The 17,932-nt window shown below is 49.7% G+C and carries 17 protein-coding genes; 7 read left to right on the forward strand and 10 right to left on the reverse strand.

The window, feature by feature from the left end:
* Nucleotides 1-40: 40 nt before the first annotated feature.
* From ICL80_RS01920 to ICL80_RS01935, 4 genes are all read right to left on the reverse strand, one after another.
* Nucleotides 41-787, reverse strand: coding sequence for a transaldolase (locus tag ICL80_RS01920; RefSeq protein ID WP_194214447.1), 747 nt, complete (start codon nt 785-787; stop codon nt 41-43).
* A 153-nt stretch (nt 788-940) separates the two neighbouring features.
* Nucleotides 941-1,480, reverse strand: a complete 540-nt coding sequence (locus ICL80_RS01925) for a D-glycero-alpha-D-manno-heptose-1,7-bisphosphate 7-phosphatase (RefSeq protein WP_194214448.1) — start codon at nt 1,478-1,480, stop codon at nt 941-943.
* 39 nt (nt 1,481-1,519) lie between these two features.
* Nucleotides 1,520-2,104 (reverse strand): SIS domain-containing protein, encoded by a 585-nt coding sequence (locus tag ICL80_RS01930; RefSeq protein WP_194214449.1) that lies wholly within the window; start codon nt 2,102-2,104, stop codon nt 1,520-1,522.
* Nucleotides 2,105-2,185: 81 nt separating this feature from the next.
* Nucleotides 2,186-3,400 carry a hypothetical protein gene (locus ICL80_RS01935; protein ID WP_194214450.1) on the reverse strand — a complete coding sequence of 405 codons (1,215 nt, stop codon included), beginning with the start codon at nt 3,398-3,400 and terminating at the stop codon, nt 2,186-2,188.
* Between the two features lie 54 nt (nt 3,401-3,454).
* Between ICL80_RS01935 and ICL80_RS01940 the strand changes: the two genes are divergently transcribed.
* The 5 genes from ICL80_RS01940 (at nt 3,455) to ptsN (ending at nt 8,155) form a co-directional block, all read left to right on the forward strand.
* Entirely contained in the window at nt 3,455-4,216 is a 762-nt protein-coding gene (locus ICL80_RS01940; RefSeq protein WP_194214451.1) for a cytidylyltransferase domain-containing protein, read from the forward strand.
* Between the two features lie 187 nt (nt 4,217-4,403).
* Nucleotides 4,404-5,162, forward strand: coding sequence for an LPS export ABC transporter ATP-binding protein (gene lptB, locus ICL80_RS01945; protein WP_194214452.1), 759 nt, complete (start codon nt 4,404-4,406; stop codon nt 5,160-5,162).
* Between the two features lie 12 nt (nt 5,163-5,174).
* On the forward strand, nt 5,175-6,758 hold the full coding sequence (gene rpoN / locus ICL80_RS01950; RefSeq protein WP_194214453.1) for an RNA polymerase factor sigma-54: 1,584 nt from the start codon (nt 5,175-5,177) through the stop codon (nt 6,756-6,758).
* 264 nt (nt 6,759-7,022) lie between these two features.
* Nucleotides 7,023-7,613 (forward strand): ribosome hibernation-promoting factor, HPF/YfiA family, encoded by a 591-nt coding sequence (hpf, locus tag ICL80_RS01955; protein ID WP_194214454.1) that lies wholly within the window; start codon nt 7,023-7,025, stop codon nt 7,611-7,613.
* Between the two features lie 80 nt (nt 7,614-7,693).
* Nucleotides 7,694-8,155: a PTS IIA-like nitrogen regulatory protein PtsN gene (ptsN, locus tag ICL80_RS01960; RefSeq protein WP_194214455.1), complete on the forward strand. Its 462-nt coding sequence runs from the start codon at nt 7,694-7,696 to the stop codon at nt 8,153-8,155.
* Here ptsN and truA read toward each other — a convergent pair.
* The 5 genes from truA to ICL80_RS01985 all read right to left on the reverse strand — a co-directional run bounded on the left by truA (nt 8,116) and on the right by ICL80_RS01985 (nt 11,136).
* Entirely contained in the window at nt 8,116-8,901 is a 786-nt protein-coding gene (gene truA, locus ICL80_RS01965) for a tRNA pseudouridine(38-40) synthase TruA (RefSeq protein ID WP_194214456.1), read from the reverse strand. The genes ptsN and truA overlap by 40 nt on opposite strands.
* Nucleotides 8,902-8,905: 4 nt before the next feature.
* A complete protein-coding gene (gene fmt, locus ICL80_RS01970) occupies nt 8,906-9,820 on the reverse strand; it encodes a methionyl-tRNA formyltransferase (protein WP_194214457.1) in 915 nt (304 codons plus the stop codon).
* A gap of 11 nt (nt 9,821-9,831) precedes the next feature.
* A complete protein-coding gene (def, locus tag ICL80_RS01975) occupies nt 9,832-10,350 on the reverse strand; it encodes a peptide deformylase (protein WP_194214458.1) in 519 nt (172 codons plus the stop codon).
* Nucleotides 10,351-10,424: 74 nt separating this feature from the next.
* A complete protein-coding gene (locus ICL80_RS01980) occupies nt 10,425-10,766 on the reverse strand; it encodes a DUF1491 family protein (RefSeq protein WP_194214459.1) in 342 nt (113 codons plus the stop codon).
* A gap of 22 nt (nt 10,767-10,788) precedes the next feature.
* Nucleotides 10,789-11,136, reverse strand: coding sequence for a PilZ domain-containing protein (locus tag ICL80_RS01985; protein ID WP_194214460.1), 348 nt, complete (start codon nt 11,134-11,136; stop codon nt 10,789-10,791).
* Nucleotides 11,137-11,290: 154 nt separating this feature from the next.
* On the opposite strand from ICL80_RS01985, the gene ICL80_RS01990 reads away from it, so the two are divergent.
* Nucleotides 11,291-12,694, forward strand: coding sequence for a sigma-54-dependent transcriptional regulator (locus ICL80_RS01990; RefSeq protein ID WP_194214461.1), 1,404 nt, complete (start codon nt 11,291-11,293; stop codon nt 12,692-12,694).
* Nucleotides 12,695-12,739: 45 nt separating this feature from the next.
* Here ICL80_RS01990 and ICL80_RS18230 read toward each other — a convergent pair whose 3' ends face one another.
* On the reverse strand, nt 12,740-15,040 hold the full coding sequence (locus ICL80_RS18230; protein ID WP_194214462.1) for an NADP-dependent malic enzyme: 2,301 nt from the start codon (nt 15,038-15,040) through the stop codon (nt 12,740-12,742).
* Between the two features lie 226 nt (nt 15,041-15,266).
* Here ICL80_RS18230 and mutS point away from each other — a divergent pair, with 226 nt between their 5' ends.
* Nucleotides 15,267-17,927: a DNA mismatch repair protein MutS gene (mutS, locus tag ICL80_RS02000; RefSeq protein WP_380083602.1), complete on the forward strand. Its 2,661-nt coding sequence runs from the start codon at nt 15,267-15,269 to the stop codon at nt 17,925-17,927.
* The last annotated feature ends 5 nt before the right edge of the window (nt 17,928-17,932 follow it).

Below are 17,932 nucleotides of genomic sequence, written 5' to 3' on the forward strand. Positions count from 1 at the left end.
CTCGCTTTTAGTAACGTGATAAAAAATGCCGGAAGCCTGCTTACGCAACTTCGCAGTCTTTGGGTGCCTTCACCCTGATCTGATAGGTCGCTGCACTGGCGTCATTATAGAACATGGCAACGGTTTCAAGGGAATATTCCACCAGATCCTTGCCGTATAAATCCAGCTTCTTCAACAGGCTGTGCGTGACGGTGATAATACCACAGCCAACAGCATCTGCCTGATAAATATTCAGCACTTCGCGGGGGCTTGCCCACAAGAGATCTGCCTTAGGGAGGGCCGCCAAAACAGTGGCCGCTTCCTGCATATAGGGCACCGGATCAAGCCCCGTATCTGCAATACGGCCCGCAAAAACGGAAACGATCGCCGGTGTTGTCGGCGAAAGCACCGCTGCCACAGCACGCACCTGATCAACCGTCATAAGAGCGGTCACATTCACCTGCACACCGTCTGCTGTCAGGCGCTTTAAAATAGGGCCGGTAAATTCGCCTTTTGTGGTGGTAACCGGAATTTTTACATTCACATTCTGGCCCCACGATGCAATCTCGCGTGCCTGTGCCTCCATACTGGGCAAATCATCTGCAAAAACTTCGAACGAAACCGGCTTGTCTGTTGCAACGGCTAAAACCTTATGAGCAAAAGCTTCATAATCGCTGACACCGGCCTGCCGCATAAGGGTTGGGTTTGTGGTAAACCCCTCAATACGCGGGTTTTTATTCAGCATGCAGATATCATCAAAATCCGCGCCATCGGCAAAAATTTTCACCTTCAGATTACATACTGTCATTTTTTCCCGGTCCTCTTTATGGCCAAAATCTTTGTATTTCAGCAAGTTACAGGCCGCATTCCCCGATTAGGGCATAGTCCCTAATATCCGCAGCATGCCTTTTTGTTACTGCTAAAGCAATAATGTGGCCAACTTAAAATATCAACACGAGCGCTACTTTATGCCAGCCTCGTTGTTACATATAAAATCACTTGCCTGTTTCAAACTGCCCGTTGCCAGAACATAACCCTCTGCCGCTTTTTCAGCATAGCCATACTCAATAAAAATAGCCTGACACCCAGCCCTTACGCCAGCTTCAATATCACGCCACCTGTCGCCCACCAGATAACTGCTGGCAAGGTCAATATCATGCCGTTTCGCCGCCTCCAGTATCATACCTGGCGCAGGCTTGCGGCAGGCGCAGATGTCAGCGTCCACATGGTAGCACACAAAAATATCATCAATGGGTACAAGCGCTGTAAGCTTGGCATGCATTTTTTCCACCACTGCCCGCGTTTGCTTGCCGGTTGCTACATCGGGCTGGTTTGTCACCACAATCAACTTAAAGCCTGCACTTTTTAACGCGCTGCATGCCTCAGCCACCCCCTCTAGCAGCTCAAATTCATGCAGGGTTGCCGGCGGGTACGATTTACCGCCGCGCACAAAAGCACGGTTTAACACACCGTCCCTGTCAAGAAACACCGCCCGATTCATAACAGCCCCCTGTTTCGAACAAGTACCGGTTGGGTGTGGTTACCACTTTGTTGCCATTGTTTGCAAAACCGGGTTTGACACCAGACAGTGCCACACAACCGCCTGAAACCCTTCTGCGTGCGGTGTAACCCTATCGGCATGTACCGTTGGTATAATCACAACATGATCGCCCACAGATGCCGTATAGCCGCCATCCCGGCTAACGATACCGAAAATTTTAGCGCCCACATCCTGTGCCACTTCAAGCGCCTTAATAATATTGGTGCTGACATTTTTTTCAGCATTGCCACCACCAACGGACAGGACAAAAACCGCATCTTTGTTCGATAGTCTACTGGTTTTAAGCCAGCCTGAAAAAACCGTATCCCAGCCCTCGTCGTTTGTGCGGGCCGTCAGTTCTGACACATTATCTGTGGGGGCATAGGTTTCAATGCCGCACAGTTTCCTGAAATCATTCACCGCATGGGCGCAGTTTGCAGCACTGCCGCCCACCCCCAAAAAGAAAAGCCGCCCACCGTTTGTGCGCACCTGTGCCAGTTCGGTAGCCATTTGGTCTATTTTGGTAACGTCAATATCTTCACAGATTTTGGCAGCTTCCGTGAAAAATGTTTTTGCGTGCGACATGAGAGGCTCTTTTTTGATGTCAGAAGGATCTGGTGACAATGGCTGAAATACAGAAAGTATTCAACGAAAGATTACACTTACTTATCCCATAAGCATGGCCTTGAGCGCGGCAAGGTTTTGGGTGTTTTCTGTCTGCATATAATGCTTTAGCGCCCTAACACCGGCTTTAGCCTCTAGCAGGTTCAAACCCTTGATGGTTTCCAGAAACACAGCCATATTACCCGCCGGAACCACAGCCCCCGCCCCAAAACGGCTTATAAGGTCAGCCGCAAATGCAAACGCATCATCAATAATAACCGGTAAGCCTGCATCCACATATGTCATCATGCGGTTAGGCAATCCAAAGCGGGTTACATCCATAACGGTGTCATCCCGGTAGTGTGCACAGCACAGCCCTAAATCATATCCCGCCGCCTTATCGCTAATATACTGCCGGGGACTGGCGCGGTGATAGTGAACATTTTGCTGCGCCCCATATCTCTCTATCAAAGCGGCAAACTTTACCGAGACATCTTCATGCGGCAGGCTGTGCGCGGCATTATAAATATCAAGGGACAGGCTTTTATCTGCGGCGATGGCATCAAAATACCGGACCAGATTAGCGCCGTCTGTTTTGCCGCTATCAGGGTTTAGTTCCCGGGCACTTGCTGAGCCCGCATAAAGCAGTTTGCGCACGCCCGTTTTGTCTGCCCTCTGTCCATTCGCTTTTTCCCCACCCTCAAGTGCGGGGAAAACAGAGATGATCGGCGCCTTGCAGCCCGCCGCCCAGTCTTGAAAAGCCTTGCCGCCCATCTTTACGATAAGGCCGTCTGCACCCTCTAGCGCTGCCCGACAGCTGGCCGTAGCCACTTTTGCAGCGTCATTCCCGTATATATACCCAACAGCATCACGGGTAAAAAGCAGGCTTAGATCGTAAAACTCAACAAATAGCTTTGCCGCAGATACCTGCTGCCGCAAACAACTATACAAATATTCCGAGCGGGTATGGGGCGCGACCCTTAGATATAGAATATCAGGGTTAAAAGCCTTGAGCGCCGCGTATAAAGCCTGCTCCCCGTCCATAACGGCAACAGTTTGGTCTATCCCTAGATCAGACACTTCAAACGCCCGGCCTGAAGGCGAAAAATAGAATTCTTTTACCACTGCGTTAGCACACGTCGCCATCAAAACAGGTGTATCGATAACCGCCCAAGGCCGATTGGCCGTGTTAATAACTGCAATTTTTTTGTTTTTCATAAACCAGTTATCGCCCCAAACAACACAGCACACCACACCTGAACCATTGACATAAAACATGATTTCGCCAACATTGGCAAAATATTGGTCCTTCACAGCAGGATAAGCATATATATGAGCGAGAAAATAGTCTGTATTGTGCAAGCCAGACGACGTTCCTCGCGCCTGCCCGATAAAATTTTGAAACCGCTCGGCGACAAACCCGCTCTTGCTCATGTCCTGAAGCGCTGTTTGGCCATACCCTCTGTTCACTCTGTTGTGTGTGCGGGCATTGATGACCCTTTTGAAGCGCCGGTTTATGAAATTGCACAGCAGGCGGGTGCAAAAATATTTAAGGGCAGCGAAAATGACGTGCTGTCGCGCTATTACGGGGCCGCAAAAATAGAGGAAGCTCAATGGGTTATGCGAGTCACCTCTGATTGCCCGCTTTTTGACCCGGATGTTGCCGAAAACCTTATTCAAGGCACGCTCGCATCAGGCTGCACCTTTGGCGCAAATGCCGATTGGCCACACGGGCTTGACTGTGAACTATTCAGTTTTGACCTATTAGAGCAAGCTTATAAAAATGCCACCCTTGATGGTGAACGCGAGCATGTAACGCTGTGGATGAAGCGCCAGACCGGGTTAAAAATGTTCCACCATTTTGCGCCAAAAGGCCGCCCGCTTGGCCACCAATATAGGTGGGTTCTTGATTATCCTGAAGATTATCAATTTCTGGTAGAAATATATAACCGCTTGGGAAAAGGCGCAGCAAAAGCTCGTTGGCAGGATATTATCACTCTTCTAGACAAAGAGCCCGCCCTGCAGACTATCAATGAAAAATGCACAGCCATTTGGGCTACAGAGAACCAAAAAATTCATCAAGACCTAAAATAATCAACCGGTTACCGGTCTATTTTTTATTTAAAAAGCCCGGTAAATGTTTATGTAAACAGAAAAATTTTTAGATTTTTCTTAAGAATACCTTGTTTGTTCACTATTTATTGATAAAGCTTATGCATAAAATGAGCCAAATAAGCCATTTTGCAGCGCTTTATGCTTGTTTAGCGTAACGGGGTCAGTAATGAACGTACAAGACACAAAAAAACAAACTACCGATACTGGCGGTCTGGCAGTGCGGGGGATTGCAAAATCTTATAGCGGCCGCCCCGTCCTCAGAGATGTGTCTCTCACGGTAAAACGCGGGCAGGTTGTTGGGCTTTTAGGGCCAAACGGCGCTGGGAAAACCACCTGTTTTTATAGCATCACCGGCCTTATTGCCCCTGATCAGGGCCGCATAGAACTGGACGGTAACGATATTACCCACCTGCCTATGTACCGCCGCGCCCGGCTTGGCATTGGGTACCTGCCGCAGGAAACATCAATTTTCAGGGGCCTTAGTGTATCTGATAATATTCGTGCAGTTCTTGAGGTGGCAGAGCCTGATAAATCTACCCGCGAAGACAGACTGGAAACACTGCTCGAAGAATTTTCAATCACGCACCTCAGGAACACGCCAGCCCTTGCGCTCTCTGGCGGCGAACGCAGACGCTGCGAAATTGCCCGTGCCCTTGCCGCAAAACCTGATTTTGTGTTGCTTGATGAACCCTTTGCCGGCATTGACCCCATTGCCATTTCTGACATCAGGGACCTGACATACCACCTGAAAGACAGAGGCATTGGTGTTTTGATCACGGACCATAATGTACGGGAAACACTCGATATTATTGACCGGGCCTTTATCATTTATGATGGCCGGGTGTTGTTTGAAGGTACGCCGCAGGATGCCCTGAAAGACAAGGATGTTCGCAGGGTCTATCTCGGTGAAAGCTTTAGGCTGTAAGGGAATACAGGCATGGCTCTTTCCCCCAGATTAGATTTAAGGCAAAGCCAGCAGTTGGTGATGACGCCTCAGCTGCAACAGGCCATTAAGCTTTTGCAGCTCTCTAATCTGGAACTCACGGATTATGTAGCCCAAGAAGTTGAAAAAAACCCCATCCTTGAGGTAGGGGAGCCAGACGGCACAAATGGCATTGCAGAGGACGGTGGGGAGCGCGGCGGCACAGCAACCGACGATAATCTGCGCGATACAAGTGGGGCTGATAATATGCCCGACGAGCTTATAGCATCAGACAAAAGCCTAGAAAGCGCCATGGACACTTCTTCCTCAACTGAAAGTGCGCTGGACGCAGATTTTGACACCAATATTTACAATAACGACGCGGTTTCTGACCGTGTTGAGACATCAGACAACGGTGCTAGCGGCCTAAGCTATGACGGTATGGGTGCCATAAAGGGCAGCGGCGGCGGTATACCGGATGATCGCGGGCTGGACCAAACGCTGGAGAGTGAAGAAAACCTGCATGATTTTCTAACCCGGCAAATGACCGTGCTGTTTGAAAACCCGAGCCAGAAACTGATTGCCGCTCACTTGATCGACCTTGTTGATGAAGCGGGCTATATACACCCGGAAACCCTGCCAGAGGTTGGACCCCAACTGGGTGCAACCTATGAAGAGGTTGAATCTGTCCTTCTGGCCCTGCAAACCCTTGAGCCTACCGGGGTTTTTGCCCGTAGTTTATCTGAATGCCTTGCCATACAGCTACGCGAGCTTGATCGCTACGACCCCGCGATGCAGGCCCTTGTTGAGAACCTTGATATGCTGGCGCGCCGCGATATGGCAGGCATCAAGCGCCTTTGCGGTGTTGATAATGAAGACATCGCAGATATGGTCCGCGAAATCAGGGCGCTTAACCCAAAACCCGGCCTTATGTACGGCATGGAAGATGTACAGCCTGTTATTCCTGACATCTTTATCCGTAAAAATCTGGCTGGTAGCTGGATTGTTGAACTCAATAGCGAAACACTGCCAAAAGTACTGGTTAATTCGCAGTATGTGACCGAGCTTAAGGACTCAGGCGGCAACAAAGAAGCCAAAGCCTTCATTTCTGACTGTGTATCAAACGCCAACTGGCTGGTAAAAGCCCTCGATCAGCGTGCGCGCACAATTTTAAAAGTGGCAACCGCCATTGTTAAAACCCAAAGCGCCTTTTTTGATCATGGTGTTCGGTTTTTAAAGCCGCTTACCCTAAAAGATATTGCCGACGAAATTGATATGCACGAATCCACCGTATCAAGAGTGACCAATAATAAGTTTATGTCGTGCTCGCGTGGTATGTTTGAACTGAAGTATTTTTTCACCTCTTCTATTTCTGCGGCTGATGGCGGCGATGCCCATTCTGCCGAATCAGTTAAATTCCGGCTTAAGGAACTGATTGATGCAGAAAACCCTAAAAAAATCCTGTCTGATGACAAATTGGTTGTCATGATGAATGCAGAAGGCATTGATATTGCGCGGCGGACTGTTGCCAAATACCGTGAAGCACTTAGGATACCATCTTCTGTGCAGCGGCGACGGCTTAAAAACATGTCCTCGTGAGTCGCGCTTAAACTTTCGCTTTCCCCACAGCAAACAGCTCACACAAAACCCTTTATTTTCATAATTTTGACAAAAATCAACACTTGTTAACCACACTTAAACCATACTTTGTGGTAAGCTTTGAAGAACAGCAGCAAAAGCTGTTGCGGCATGTGACGTGCTGTTACGGGAACAGCAGGTACCCATAAGCCGTTAATCAAAGCCTCAAGGCTTTTTTACAGGCTGGCAATCACCCGGATTGCCGAGAAAGGAAGACTGGCACCTATGGAAATCAATGTATCTGGACGGAAAATGAATGTTGGTGATGCTTTAACCACACATGTCGAGGACCGACTGGAAGCAGTCGCAGATAAATATTTCAGCCGCACCATTGATGCTACGGCCACATTTGCCAAAGAAGGACACATATACACTACACATGTCTCGTTTCACGCCAACCAGGGCGTTAATCTCCAAAGCAACGGCGAAGCCGATGACCCTTATGCTGCCTTTGAGCTTGCAGCAGAAAAAGTAGAAAAACAGTTGCGTCGATACAAACGACGCCTTAAGAACCACCACAAAACATCACAGCGTGATATTGCCATGGAACTGGCCCATGATATTACAATCGCGCCAAGCTTAGACGAAGAGAGTGATGAACCTGTAAATGGTGGGCACGAAGATCAGCCCATTATCATTGCTGAAAACCGGACAGAAATCCCTCGGGTTAGTGTCGGAGATGCAGTTATGCTAATGGACCTTGCAGATGCACATGCCTTTATGTTTCGCAACATGCGCAATGATACCCTTGAAGTGGTATATCGACGTACAGATGGGAACATAGGCTGGATAAGCCCCAAAACAGCAGCAAATTAAACTTGCTGTTTGAAAAGAGTATGATAGCCAGATATAAGAACCGGGCCCCTCAGTAAGGGCCCGGCAGAAAGAAAAGGGCTATGGAGATTGAAGATCTGCTGAACGCGGACAGTATCCTTTTGGATTTCAAAGCATCCAGCAAGAAACACGTTATACAAACACTCGCACGAAAAATGGCTACAAAAACCGGGCTTGATGACAGGCTGGTTTTTGAAAAGCTGCTTGAGCGCGAGCGCCTTGGCAGCACTGGTGTTGGCAAGGGTGTTGCTATTCCGCATGCCCGTGTGGCCGGTGTTGACACTATTACCGGCATGTTTGCCAAGCTTTCAAGCCCGGTTGATTTTCAATCGGTCGATGACAGGCCTGTTGATCTGGTGTTTATGCTGCTTGCACCCGAAGAAGCGGGCGCAGACCACCTAAAGGCACTCGCCCGTGTTTCGCGTTTACTGCGCGATGAAAAAACATGTGCTAAACTGCGCGGCACCTCTGACGCCAGCGCCCTTTATGCCATGCTGGTTGGGCCGGTTGGGGCCGCTGCCTGATCACAGTCGTATTCAACCCTGTCAAAATATAGGCCGTCAGACGGCGCATTCAACCCAAGCGCCGTGCGGTCACGGGCTTCCAGTGCGGCCTTCAGGTCTGCTTTTGTCCATTTTCCTAGCCCAACAAGCTGCAAGGTACCGGTGAAAGACCGTATCTGGTGGTGTAAAAATGAAAGCGCACCAACCTTAACAAGCAGCTCGTCTCCCTGTCTTTCAACATGAATGTAATCAACTGTTTTTACAGGGCTTTTTGCTTGGCAATGGATATGCCTAAAGGTTGTAAAGTCATGTTGCCCCACCAAAACCTGCGCGGCATCCTGCATCGCGTCTGCGTCTAACGGCGTTTTAACATGCCACGCCAGACCTTTATCAAATGTTAAACGCGCCCGGCGATTGATAATACGGTATATATAATGGCGCTTCTTCGCAGAAAACCGTGCATGAAAGCTGTCTGGAACAACTTCTGATTTCAGCACCGACACTGGCCAGCCTTTAGTGTGGTAGTTTAAGGCACCTTGCAGATTATCTGCAGATATTTCACGTTCAAGATCAATATGGGCAACTTGGCCCCGCGCATGAACACCTGCATCCGTCCTGCCTGAACCATGAACAACAATTCTTTCATGTGGGGCAATTTTTCGGGCGGCCTCTTCCAGCGTTTCCTGCACTGACGGCGTACCTGCCTGTCGTTGCCAGCCACTGAATGGGCGACCATCATATTCAACAAGCAACCGAAAACGCTGCATGGTCTTATCCTATCACACTGCCAGATGGCACCGGAAATCCCCTGAGCAGGTCGGCCGTTTTCACGGGGCCTTTGCCCGCCCTCTGTGCCCTATCAACCCGGTATGCCCCCTTGCCACACGCAATGAGCAACTGGTCATCAAGGCTTGTCCCTGGCGTGCCAGTTTTGTCATAAGTCGTTCCAGACAATATTTTTACGCGTTCGCCCGCAATATCTGTCCATGCGCCCGGAAACGGAAAAAGCCCGCGCACCTGACGGTCAATTTCGTCTGCGGTTAAAGACCAGTCTATTTTAGCTTCTGATTTTTCAATTTTCCGCGCATAGGTAACGCCTTCCTCCGCTTGGGCTATAGGCACAAGCTTGCCCGCAGCAAAACCTTCCAGTGCTTCATTAATAAGCGCCGCGCCTTGCTCCGCCAGCGTATCATGTAGGCTTGCCGTTGTATCCACACTCTTAATCGGTGTTACGGCACGGCATATAACGGGGCCAGTATCAAGGCCTGCTTCCATTTGCATGATGCAAACGCCGGTTTCTGTGTCGCCAGCCATAATCGCCCGGTGGATAGGGGCAGCACCGCGCCATCGGGGCAGCAAAGATGCATGCACGTTAAGGCAGCCAAACTTTGGCGCGTTTAAAACGGTAACAGGCAGCAGTTGCCCGTATGCAACCACAACAGCAGCATCAAGATTTAAGGCAGCAAAGGCTTGCTGGGCAGCCTCATCTTTCATACTAGGCGGTGTGCAAACCTCTAGCCCGGCCTGCTCTGCTGCGAGGTGAACTGCGCTTTTACGGTCCTTTTTACCGCGGCCAGCCGGGCGCGGCGGCTGGGTATAGACCGCCGCAATATCATGCCCGGCGCTAATCAGCGCCTCAAGTGTTGGTACGGCAAAATCCGGAGTGCCCATAAAGGCGAGACGCATAGGAGGTCTTTCTACAAAATCTGTGTATCTTTTGTGGCCTTTTGAACTTTTCTAATAATCATATTCCGCTTTAATTTGGATAAATAATCAATAAAAACAACGCCGTCCAAATGGTCAATTTCGTGTTGAACACATGTTGCAGCAAGGCCTTCCATCAACCTTTCCTGCTGCTCGCCGTGATAGTCAATATAGCGCACCTTAACCGCGGCAGGCCGTTCAACTTCTGCATAGTGTTCCGGCACAGAAAGGCAGCCCTCGTTATAGATATTAAATTCTGGTGATTCCCAGATGATTTCAGGGTTCACCAGAAAAAGCGGCTTCTGCTCTTCTTCACCGCCGTCGGTATCCATCACAAGCAGGCGTTTTGGCACAGCAACCTGAATGGCCGCAAGGCCAATACCCGGTGCCGCATACATTGTTTCCAGCATATTATCCATCAGGCGGCGCAAATCATCATCAACCTGACCAACAGGCTGTGACGTGGTCCTGAGTAACGGATCCGGTACATTGATAATTTCAAGCTTGCTCATTCGTATTCCGACACAAGGGTTATTAAAAGACTTACCTATGAAGCAGCGAGCATAAGGTCAAGTATTTAAGGCTATCACATATCAGTTATCGGTGCATCTGGCTGATATAGGGCTTTATGGTCTTCAATTTCAAGCACCCATAAATCCGCATCAAAACCCCGTTTTTTTGCAATCCGCAGGTCTGCACCGCGTTCATCCGTGCCTGAAAACTCTGCTACAGTACGCCATACTTTATTGCCGTCAAAATCAAGCGCTTGTTCAAACAGGCTTATCCCCGCGCTAAACCGGTTTATTTTCAAAAGCACACCGCCTCTGTCGCTGTCGCCGCGCGCCACAACAAAAGCAGGCATATCTGCAATAAAACAGCTACGCACATGGGCTTCAACCCAAAGGCTGGTTTTAAGTCTATTTTCCATGAAACGGGTATGACGACAAGACCTAGTCTGCGTCAAGACCCAAAATGTGAAGCCGGTCGCTAAACATGACCTTCACTTTATCTGCGGGTGTATCAAATGCGAGGCCTGTTGCCTCGTCCTCTACCCACACAACCCGCGCCTGAATATCACCCCGGCCGATCACTGACAGCACCAAGGCTGTCCCTTCTTTAAGCGGAAGATCGACCCGAATACGGGCGCCGCCAAGGGATAAATTCCAAATCTGACAGGCTATAATATGCTTGCCCACAATAAGCCGCGCAGGCCAAAGCACAGAGCGCCTTTTATAATGCCTCACATCATGGGTACCTGATGGGGGATTGGAATGTTCGTTTGCATGCATTTTGGGCATGATGTTCACCTGCCTGTGCCGATTCAGGCCCTGACTATACCAACCGATGGTAAAACAATCGTCACTAACTAGATTGCATTTTCATAAAATCGAAAGACTTGTCTCTTTTTGCAACAAAGAGTACCAATAAGCCATAACAACACAATAGGTACCCATGGCACTTTTACCCACTGCAATAAAACCAAACATCCTGATTGTTGAAGACAGCCCAACGCTGGCTTTAACCTACCGTGAATATTTGCGTATCCTTGATGTCCCTATTGAAATTGCTGAAACCGGTGCAGACGCGCTGAAGCTCATTGCAGAAAAGTCGCCCACTGTTGTGCTACTTGACCTTAAACTGCCAGATATGGAAGGTATTACCATTCTGAAGCAGCTTAAGGCGGCAAAGCGGGACACCCGCGTTATTGTAGTAACCGCGCATGGCTCTGTCGCCGTTGCGGTTGAAGCCATGCGCGAAGGGGCTGATGACTTTCTGCTCAAGCCCTTCACCGCTGACCGGATCACCATTACCGTTAAAAATGCCCTTGAAATGCACCGGCTCGCCAATTTGGTGCAACAGTTTGAAGGCCGTAATTCGCGCAAGTTTGACAAATTTATTGGCGAAAGCCAAGCCATGCAGGCTGTTTACCGCATGATCGAAGACTGTGCTCCCTCAAAAGCCAGTGTCTTTATTATGGGGGAATCTGGCACAGGGAAAGAACTGTGCGCTGAAGCCATTCACCAGATGAGCCCCAGAAACAGCAAAAAGTTTGTCGCCTTAAACTGCGCTGCCATTCCTGAAAATCTTATCGAAAGCGAGATTTTTGGCCACAAAAAAGGCGCCTTTACCGGTGCGGTTGCCGACCGTGACGGTGCGGCTGTCAGCGCCCATGGCGGCACTTTGTTTCTGGATGAAATTTGTGAAATGCCGCTTGATCTTCAAGCAAAGCTATTACGGTTTGTCCAAACTGGTGAGGTTGTGCCGGTTGGTAGCAATATTGCTGTACCGGTTAATGTGCGCTTTGTTTGTGCAACCAACCGTATCCCGTGGGAAGAAGTAGCCTCAGGCCGCTTCCGGGAGGACCTGTATTACAGGCTGCATGTTATTCCTATTCACCTGCCACCGCTCCGCGAGCGCGGCAAAGATGTTGTCACTCTTGCAAAACACCTGCTTGCGGGCTTTTCAAAAGAAGAGGGCAAAACCTTCACCATTATTGAGCCCGCCGCCGAAGCCCGTCTTCTGGCCCATAGCTGGCCGGGTAATGTGCGCGAACTTGGCAACGTTATACAAAGCGCAGTGGTATTAAATGATGGCCCGCGCCTAAGTGCTGCAATGCTAGAGCGCCTTATGGGACAGTCCCCCGCCACTATACAGAGGCAAGCGCAAAAAGCCCCTTCACTATACCCGCCCCCCATATCCAAAACACAGCCTGATACCATAGAACCCTTTGCTGTTCAGGAGCGCAGGATCATTGAACACACAATAGCGCTGTGTAACGGAAAAGTAAGAATGGCGGCAGTAAAACTGGGGCTGAACCCCTCAACGCTATACCGCAAAATAAAAGAATGGGCCTAACGCACGCGTCAGACCCATCCCACAATTTTAATCGCTTAACGCTTCTTAATCGTCTTTTTGCATCTCAGCTTTAAACTGATCAATCGCATGTGCATTACTCGCTGCAAGGGCCGCCATATTCACCAGATCAGAGGCTGATGCTGTCATGCGGGCTACCTGAATAGAGTTGCTCATGCCAAGCAAAACAGGGCCAATAACCCGGCCACCGCCCAGTTCGGCAAGCAATTTAAAGCTAATATTTGCTGAATGAAGCGCTGGCATAATAAGCACGTTCGCAGGGCCTGATAACCGCATGAAAGGATACTGTTTCATCAGGTCTTTATTCAGGGCAACATCAGCCTGCATTTCCCCTTCAAACTCGAAATCAACATCACGTTTTTCAAGAATGGAAACAGCCTTCTGAATATGATGTGTTTTATCAGATGGCGGGTTACCAAAGTTTGAGAACGACAGGAAGGCAATACGCGGGTCATGACCAAGACGCTTCACAAAATAAGCGGCGCCCATAGCAATTTCAGCCAGCATTTCTGCATCAGGCCTGTCATTTACCGTTGTATCGGCCATGAAAACAGTGCGGCTTTTTGTAATCACAATGGAAAGACCAAATGGAATTTGGCCGGGCATCGGATCAATCACACGCTTAATGTTTTTAAGCGCACGCCAATAATGCCGTGTCACCCCTGTTATTACCGCGTCAGCATCACCCGTTGCTACCATACATGCTGCAAAAACGTTTCTATCCCGTTTTACAAGGCGCTGCACATCGCGCAGTAAGAACCCTCTGCGGTTAAGCCGCTTATAGAGATAGTCGATATACTCAGATGTATTTTTGGTATTGCTGGCATTCTTGATTTCGAACTCAGCGTCATCAATACCCATCTCGCGCAGTTTTTCGCGGATAGGCGCCTCGTAACCAACCAGAACAGGTGTTCCGTAGCCACCAGACTTGAAGCCAACAGCAGCACGGAGAACTTTTTCTTCCTCGGCTTCTGCAAACACAACCCGCTTGGGGGCGCGGCGCTTCAGATCTTCAAAAATGCTCGAAAGCATACTTGCAGAAGGATCAAGCCGCGAAGACAGAGCAACCGCATAGGCTTCCATATCTGCGATTGGCTTACGGGCAACACCCGTATCCATTGCAGCTTGCGCCACAGCAGGGGGTAATCGGCTAATCAGGCGCGGGTCAAAAGGTGCCGGGATAATATAATCAGGCCCATAATGAGGCTGATCACCGCCGTAGGCTGCGGCAACTTCATCCGGCACATCTTCGCGTGCAAGAGCCGCGAGTGCTTTTGCTGCTGCAATTTTCATTTCTTCATTGATCGTACGCGCCCGCACATCAAGCGCACCCCTGAAAATATAGGGGAACCCAAGAACGTTGTTTACCTGATTAGGGTAATCCGAGCGCCCGGTTGCAATAATGGCATCGCTGCGCACTTCTCGCACATCTTCTGGTGTGATTTCCGGATCAGGGTTTGCCATAGCAAAGATAATTGGTTTTGCCGCCATGCTGGCAACCATATCCTTTGTAATGGCACCAGGCCCCGCCAGACCCAGAACAACATCAGCCCCTACAATTGCTTCCGCAAGGGTACGGTGTGGTGTATCGATCGCATGGGCAGATTTCCACTGGTTCATGCTTTCTTCGCGGCCCTGATAAATAACGCCGGTACGGTCTACCATTGTTACATTTTCGTGCGGCAGGCCCATAGATTTGATAAGTTCGATACAGGCGATACAGGCAGCACCTGCACCAACGGCAACCACTTTGGTATCCAGTATATTGCGGCCTGTAATATCAAGAGCATTGATAAAACCTGCTGCCGTAATAATAGCGGTACCGTGCTGATCATCGTGGAATACTGGGATATCCATAAGTTCGCGCAGGCGCTGCTCAATAATAAAGCATTCAGGTGCTGCAATATCTTCCAGATTAATACCCCCAAAGCTGGGGCCTAGAAGCTTGACGCAGTTTACAAACTCATCAATATCTTCACTGTCAACTTCGAGATCAATCGAATCAACATCTGCAAACCGCTTGAACAGAACGGCCTTGCCTTCCATCACCGGCTTTGATGCTTGTGCACCAAGATTGCCAAGGCCAAGAATGGCAGTACCATTTGAAATAACCGCCACCAAATTCCCTTTGGTGGTATAATCGTAAGCTGTATCAGGGTCTTCTGCAATTTTAAGAACTGGCACTGCAACACCAGGGCTATAGGCAAGTGACAGGTCCCGCTGTGTTGCCATAGGTTTGGATGGGGTAATTTCCAATTTACCGGGGCGACCGGCAGAATGGAATCGTAGTGCTTCCACATCCGTAAATTTGGACGAGCTATTGGACATTTATTATCCTTTTTTTCTTCTTGTAGCCGTGAGCGGCATAATGCTCTAAAAGCGAGGTATCTATGCCGTAAATTATGGCATAAAGCCACACACAAATAAAATTTAACTGCATAAATTCAGGTTTTTAAAAAAAATGTCATCTAGCACCGTCCAACCACAATCCACGACAGTGAACACCGCTGACATAACAACGGCGCCCGAAACGCCCGAAAACAAATGGGTGAAAATGGCAGCTGACCCTGCCGTAACCCCCATGATGGCCCAGTATCTTGAGATTAAGGCAACATGCCCGGAGAGCCTTTTATTTTACCGCATGGGGGACTTTTACGAGCTGTTTTTTGATGATGCCGAAAAAGCATCCCGCGCGCTTGATATCACCCTTACCAAACGCGGGAAATTAAACGGTGAAGACATTCCTATGGCTGGCGTGCCCGTGCATGCCTCAGAAATGTACCTGTCGCGCCTGATTAAAAAATCCTTCAAAGTTGCAGTTTGCGAGCAAACCGAAGACCCGGCAGAAGCCAAAAAGCGCGGGTCAAAATCTGTTGTTCGGCGAGAAATTGTGCGCCTTGTCACCCCCGGCACCCTTACAGAAGAAAACCTGCTCGACCCCAGAACCCATAATTATCTGGTAGCCCTTGGCCGCGCGCAAAAAGACCTGTCGCTTGCTGTTGCAGACATGTCGACCGGCGAATTTTTCATTCTACCCACTAAATATGGCCGCCTTGATGCCGATCTTGCCCGCTTGCAGCCCGGCGAATTACTTGTTCCAGACGACTTAAGTAACGACCCTGTCATCGCACAAGCCTTGTTTGATTGGCGACCAGTTATCAGCCCACTTGGCTCAAGCCATTTTGATAGCAGCTATGGATCACGGTTTCTAAAAACCCTGTTTGATGTATCCACCCTTGACGGATTTGCCGCTTTTACCCGTGCAGATCTGGCGGCGGCTGGCGCTCTGATATATTATCTGGATGATACACAAAAGGGCAAGCTGCCGAAGCTGTTCCCCCCGCGCAGGCTTTCAATTGACAGCACCATGATGATTGACGCCGCCACCCGCAGAAGCCTTGAGCTTGTCCGCACCCAAAACGGCGAAACAGCAGGCAGCCTGCTTGCGACAATAGACCGTACAGTAACCGGCGCTGGCGCGCGTTTGCTCGCCAAACGCCTTTCGGCCCCACTTACAGACCCGGTCCGCATTAACGAGCGGCTCGACTGTGTGGATTATATGCTGGCAAGAAATGCCTTACGTGTGGATATCCGCACCATTCTTGGTAACACACCAGACATAGAGCGGGCGCTCGCACGGCTTTCGCTTGGGCGCGGCGGCCCCCGCGATCTGGCCGCCATTCGCGCCGGGTTAAAAAGCGCCCAAGCACTAGAGGCTCGGCTTAGGGCCACAGCAAGCAGCCTTGAAGACCTGCCAATGCAAATTGAAAACACCCTTGAAGACCTTGGAAACCACGGTGCACTTATAGCGCATCTGGAAAAAGCACTGGTGGACGAGCCACCGCTGTTGGCCCGTGACGGCGGCTTTATTGCCAAAGGTTATAACAGTAATCTTGATGAATATAGAAGCCTGCGCGATGACAGCCGGCGGCTGATTGCAGCCCTTGAAGGGCGCTATCAGTCAGAAACAGAAATAAACGCCCTCAAAATCCGCCACAATAATGTGCTTGGCTATCATATTGACGTATCACCCAAAAATGCCGAAAAAATGCTATCCGGCCCTTTAAGTGAAACCTTTATTCACCGGCAAACGCTCGCGAGTTCAACCCGGTTTTCAACATCTGAACTATCAAGGCTCGCAGGCAAAATTTCAGAGGCGGCTGATCGGGCACTTTCCCTAGAGGCTGAGCTTTTTGCCGAATTGGCAGCCCTCATATTAAAGTCGTCCGAAACAATTTTATTATCAGCCGAAGCCCTTGCGTTTTTTGATGTCGCAACCGCATGCGCGGTGCTTGCAGAAGAAGACCGCCATGTCCGCCCTGAGGTGGATGACAGCCAGAATTTTGATATTAAAGGCGGGCGGCATCCGATTGTTGAAAAAGCGCTGATGAAAAATGACAACAAACCCTTTGTTTCCAATGACTGTGACCTGTCGGGGGACGATAGACTCTGGCTTATTACCGGCCCCAACATGGCGGGTAAAAGTACGTTCCTAAGACAAAATGCCCTGATTGCCATTATGGCACAAATGGGTGCCTTTGTGCCTGCAGACAGTGCCATTATCGGTGTTGTCGACCGGCTATTTAGCCGCGTGGGTGCCTCTGACGATTTGGCACACGGCAGGTCAACCTTTATGGTAGAAATGGTTGAAACTGCCGCCATTCTTAATCAGGCTGGCCCTAAATCTCTGGTCATTCTGGATGAAATTGGGCGTGGCACCGCCACATACGACGGCCTTTCCATTGCATGGGCCGCCGTTGAACATCTGCATAATATAAACCAGTCACGGGCACTGTTTGCAACGCACTATCACGAGCTTACAGCCTTGAAAGAAACGCTAGACAGTGTTTCTCTGCGGTCCATGAAAGTGCGGGAATGGAAAGGCGACGTTGTCTTTCTGCACGAAGTGGCGGCAGGGGCCGCTGATAGGTCATACGGTATTCAGGTTGCAAAGCTTGCGGGCCTTCCCGCCGCCGTTATTAACCGGGCGCGGCAAGTATTAGGCCACCTGGAAAACAGCGATAAAGGTGACAAAGCCCACGGCTTAATCCATGATTTACCCTTGTTTCAACAGGTTTCAGCTATACATGAAAGCATTGATAGTGGGCCTTCAGAACTAGAAGCCCTGCTGGCTGGCGTAACACCAGACGAACTGACGCCCAAAGAAGCCCTTGAAATACTTTATAAGCTTAAAGAAACAGCTGAAAAGCGATAAACGGA

Source organism: Kordiimonas pumila, assembly GCF_015240255.1.
In the GTDB taxonomy this organism is placed as follows: domain Bacteria; phylum Pseudomonadota; class Alphaproteobacteria; order Sphingomonadales; family Kordiimonadaceae; genus Kordiimonas; species Kordiimonas pumila.

Bases quoted from the DNA above. Each gene is read 5' to 3' on its own strand.
- rpoN (WP_194214453.1), top strand. From the start codon at position 5,175: ATGGCTCTTTCCCCCAGATTAGATTTAAGGCAAAGCCAGCAGTTGGTG.
- ICL80_RS01940 (WP_194214451.1), top strand. From the start codon at position 3,455: ATGAGCGAGAAAATAGTCTGTATTGTGCAAGCCAGACGACGTTCCTCG.
- ICL80_RS01990 (WP_194214461.1), top strand. From the start codon at position 11,291: ATGGCACTTTTACCCACTGCAATAAAACCAAACATCCTGATTGTTGAA.
- truA (WP_194214456.1), bottom strand. From the start codon at position 8,901: ATGCAGCGTTTTCGGTTGCTTGTTGAATATGATGGTCGCCCATTCAGT.
- hpf (WP_194214454.1), top strand. From the start codon at position 7,023: ATGGAAATCAATGTATCTGGACGGAAAATGAATGTTGGTGATGCTTTA.
- ICL80_RS01925 (WP_194214448.1), bottom strand. From the start codon at position 1,480: ATGAATCGGGCGGTGTTTCTTGACAGGGACGGTGTGTTAAACCGTGCT.
- ICL80_RS01930 (WP_194214449.1), bottom strand. From the start codon at position 2,104: ATGTCGCACGCAAAAACATTTTTCACGGAAGCTGCCAAAATCTGTGAA.
- ICL80_RS01920 (WP_194214447.1), bottom strand. From the start codon at position 787: ATGACAGTATGTAATCTGAAGGTGAAAATTTTTGCCGATGGCGCGGAT.
- fmt (WP_194214457.1), bottom strand. From the start codon at position 9,820: ATGCGTCTCGCCTTTATGGGCACTCCGGATTTTGCCGTACCAACACTT.
- def (WP_194214458.1), bottom strand. From the start codon at position 10,350: ATGAGCAAGCTTGAAATTATCAATGTACCGGATCCGTTACTCAGGACC.
- ICL80_RS01985 (WP_194214460.1), bottom strand. From the start codon at position 11,136: ATGCCCAAAATGCATGCAAACGAACATTCCAATCCCCCATCAGGTACC.
- ptsN (WP_194214455.1), top strand. From the start codon at position 7,694: ATGGAGATTGAAGATCTGCTGAACGCGGACAGTATCCTTTTGGATTTC.
- ICL80_RS01935 (WP_194214450.1), bottom strand. From the start codon at position 3,400: ATGTTTTATGTCAATGGTTCAGGTGTGGTGTGCTGTGTTGTTTGGGGC.
- mutS (WP_380083602.1), top strand. From the start codon at position 15,267: ATGGCAGCTGACCCTGCCGTAACCCCCATGATGGCCCAGTATCTTGAG.
- ICL80_RS01980 (WP_194214459.1), bottom strand. From the start codon at position 10,766: ATGGAAAATAGACTTAAAACCAGCCTTTGGGTTGAAGCCCATGTGCGT.
- ICL80_RS18230 (WP_194214462.1), bottom strand. From the start codon at position 15,040: ATGTCCAATAGCTCGTCCAAATTTACGGATGTGGAAGCACTACGATTC.
- lptB (WP_194214452.1), top strand. From the start codon at position 4,404: ATGAACGTACAAGACACAAAAAAACAAACTACCGATACTGGCGGTCTG.